The organism is Bartonella sp. AD328YNZD, assembly GCF_042196425.1.
This window is the reverse complement of sequence record NZ_JBHIQG010000263.1, coordinates 1-3,408: the sequence shown is the minus strand read 5'-3', so window position 1 is coordinate 3,408 and position 3,408 is coordinate 1. Positions and strand designations below refer to the sequence as shown.

Annotated in this window: 4 protein-coding genes; 3 read left to right on the top strand and 1 reads right to left on the bottom strand. The window is 39.4% G+C overall.

All coding sequences use genetic code 11. The features are described 5' to 3' along the window. Positions 1-559: nuclease (locus ACFIO3_RS10340; RefSeq protein WP_375704421.1), on the bottom strand; the 559-nt coding region annotated here is incomplete at its 3' end. A 159-nt stretch (positions 560-718) separates the two neighbouring features. Between ACFIO3_RS10340 and ACFIO3_RS10335 the strand changes: the two genes are divergently transcribed. The 3 genes from ACFIO3_RS10335 to ACFIO3_RS10325 all read left to right on the top strand — a co-directional run. After that, a complete protein-coding gene (locus ACFIO3_RS10335; RefSeq protein ID WP_375704420.1) occupies positions 719-1,066 on the top strand; it encodes a TrbC/VirB2 family protein in 348 nt (115 codons plus the stop codon). A gap of 22 nt (positions 1,067-1,088) precedes the next feature. Further along, positions 1,089-1,412: a type IV secretion system protein VirB3 gene (locus ACFIO3_RS10330; protein ID WP_375606511.1), complete on the top strand. Its 324-nt coding sequence runs from the start codon at positions 1,089-1,091 to the stop codon at positions 1,410-1,412. After that, positions 1,412-3,408: VirB4 family type IV secretion/conjugal transfer ATPase (locus ACFIO3_RS10325; protein WP_375704419.1), on the top strand; the 1,997-nt coding region annotated here is incomplete at its 3' end. The genes ACFIO3_RS10330 and ACFIO3_RS10325, both read left to right, overlap by 1 nt.

The window sequence follows — 3,408 nt, the reverse complement described above, 5'->3', positions numbered from 1 at the left end:
GTGCAAGATCAACCCCATCCACAAAACATTGTGCATAATGAACCTGTTGAATGACACGTGCTTGGCGACACGTAACATTTTTATCAATTGTTTTTGAGACAAGCCACGCGGTGACGAAAGCACCACATGGCCACTTAATTCCATTGCGTGAGGCAAACTGTCGTGTTTCACAGGATTCCACACCATATAGTCGAATATTGCGGACGATCTTTTTTCTCCATCCCTCATCTACGAGCGTGATCATTTTAAAGGTAACACCACTCGTTACCTGTATAGCACCGGAATAGACCAGTACATTTTCTTCATAAAATTGTGATGCGAATGGTTCTGGGTGCAAAGCCACATCGTTTTGGTTTACATCGTGTTGGTTTTTGTAATCGGTCAATTTTAACTTTGGATTTTGAACAGTGGTTTCTATTGTTTTTTCTGGTCCTTTAAAAAAAGAAGATTGCATAAATTTTTCAGTATGCTGATTCAAATAAAAGATTACAGCAAAAATAATAATAGACGTTAAGATAAGATATTTAAGCACTGATCGAAAACATTTTAAAAGTATCATTTTGAATATTACTATATTTTATTGTTCATTAACTGAGAAAAGATTAAATATTGTTAATTTATAGATAGAAAAATTTATTTTTTTCATTTATATGATTCCCGATTAATATTTTAATTATTAATTTTATGATTAACTTAAACATAAAGCGGGGGAATTTTCATGAAAAACATGAATCATTCGTTCAGTCGTGAACAAACCTTAGAAAAAGGTCTTTTATCCAATACACAAAAGAAATGGTTAACAACAGCATTGATGCTGTTTATTGCCTTCATTGTACTGAGTGAACCAGCATTTGCTGATGGCGGCTTCGGAAAAGTTGAAACTGCTCTTCAAAAAATAATTGAAGCTTTAACAGGAAACATTGCAAGATCGATTGCAACGATTGCGGTTGCTGGTATTGGGCTTGCCTGGATTGCTGGTTATGTTGAAATGCGTAAAGCTTTTTTTGTTTGTGTTGGCATCGGCATTGTTATGGGTGCATCGCAAATCGTATCAATGCTTTCCTAATTAAACTTTGCCTTTCAAAGCCATGAAAGAGCACGAAAAGCTAACAGAAGATACGCTATTTCTTGCTTGCACACGCCCTGCCATGATTGCAGGTGTGACGGTGGAAGCTATGGGATTAAATGGGATAGGAACGATGATATTGTTCATTATGGCAGGCAATATTTTTCTTCTAACCTTTGGTGTGATGCTGCATTTCATATTCAAGGAAATCCTAAAGCATGACCATAACAAATTTCGTATTCTTCTGACATGGCAAAAGACAAGTATTTTTGCCAGAAATTCGAGTCTATGGGGTGGGGGAAGTATTTCTCCATTACGATTAATTCGTAATTATGAGGAATTATAATGAAAACAACAGAGCGCAAGCGTGAAAAGCAGCCAGAGGCGATTATCCCTTACGTGCGCCATGTTAACAAGCATATCATTGCGCTGGATTCACGCGCTCTCATGAGCGTTATTAAACTTGAAGGGATTAACTTTGAGACAGCGGATATTATTGATCTGAATGTGCTTCACGAACAGCTCAACAATCTGTTTAAAAACATTGCGGATGAACGGATAGCGCTTTATAGCCATATTATCAGAAAGCGTGAAACGATTTATCCGGATGGTACTTTTAGATCAGCATTTGCCAAGCAATTAGATGATAAATATCGCGAGAGGATGGTTTCTCAGGAGCTTTATCGCAATGATCTTTATCTTTCGATTTTGTGGAATCCACACGTTGATCAAACGGATAAATTAGTGGAGTTTTTCAAACGTTTAGGCAAAGCCAAGCAAGACAAGACAGAAGTTGATGCGGAATCCATTCGCAAACTTGAAGATATTACCACAGATCTTATTCAAAATTTAGAGCGCTATGGTGCAAGAAGATTGAGTCTTTATGAACATGAAGGCAATATTTATTCGCAGCAAAGTGAGTTTATCCACCAATTGGTGGGAGGTCGTCGTGAACGTATCCCTCTCACATGGGGGACCATAGCTTCGACTGTTTACTCAGACCGTCTTATTTTCGGGAAAGAGATCATAGAAATACGCACTGAGTCAGGACAGAGATTTGCGGGCATGTTTGGCTGGAAAGAATATCCAGCAAAAACCAGGGTAGGCATGGCGGATGGTTTGCTCACCCTTCCCTTTGAATTTATTTTCACCCAATCTTTTGTTTTCAAGAGCAAAAATGCTGCCAAACAGATTATGGGGCGCAAACAGAATCAAATGGTCAATGCGGGAGATCGAGCAGGTTCACAAATTATGGAACTGGATGATGCGCTTGATGATCTTGAATCCAATCGTTTTGTTTTAGGGGAGCATCATTTATCATTGGCTGTTTTTGCTGATACGCCGCAAGAGTTAGCGGATAATCTTGCCAAAGCGCGTTCTCGTCTTACAGATGGTGGGGCTGTCATTGCGCGGGAAGATTTAGGGTTAGCGGCGGCTTGGTGGGCACAATTACCTGGCAATTATGCTTATCGCACGCGTTCTGGTGCGATAACAAGCCGCAATTATGCAGCGCTTTCTCCATTTCATTCCTTTCCGGTTGGGAAAATAGATGGCAATGTATGGGGACCAGCGGTCGCACTAATGAAGACCTCTGCTGGTTCACCATTTTATTTTAACTTTCACTTTGGAGATTTAGGCAATACGTTTGTTTGTGGTCCCTCTGGTTCTGGGAAAACGGTTATTGTTAATTTTCTTTTAGCACAACTTCAAAAGCATGATCCCAATATGGTCTTTTTTGATAAAGATCGCGGAGCAGAACTTTTTGTGAGGGCTGGTGGTGGCACTTATATGCCTTTGAAGAATGGTAAACCAACGGGCATAGCGCCGCTTAAGGGTTTAGATTATAACAATCCAGCAGATAGAGTTTTTTTACGGCAATGGATTATCAAGCTTGTTTCTTCTGAAGATCAAAAGATCAGTGAATCAGAAAGACAAGATATTTCTGCTGCTGTTGACCAACTTGCCTTACTACCCAAAGAACAACGGACGATATCGGCCTTACAAATGTTTTTTGACACCACGCATAGAGAGGGGATAGCGGGTCGTTTAGAGAGATGGTGTAAAGGCAATGCCTTAGGGTGGGTTTTTGACAATCCTGATGATGACATTGGCATTGATGCAAAATTTATTGGTTATGACATGACGGATTTTTTAGACAATAATGAAATTCGTCCCCCATTAATGATGTATCTTTTTCATAGAATTTTGTCTTTGATTGATGGGCGTCGTATTATCATTGTCATTGATGAGTTTTGGAAAGCGCTAGAGGATGATTCCTTTAAAGCCTTTGCGCAAGACAGGCTGAAGACTATTCGTAAACAAAATGGTTTGATGTTGTTTGC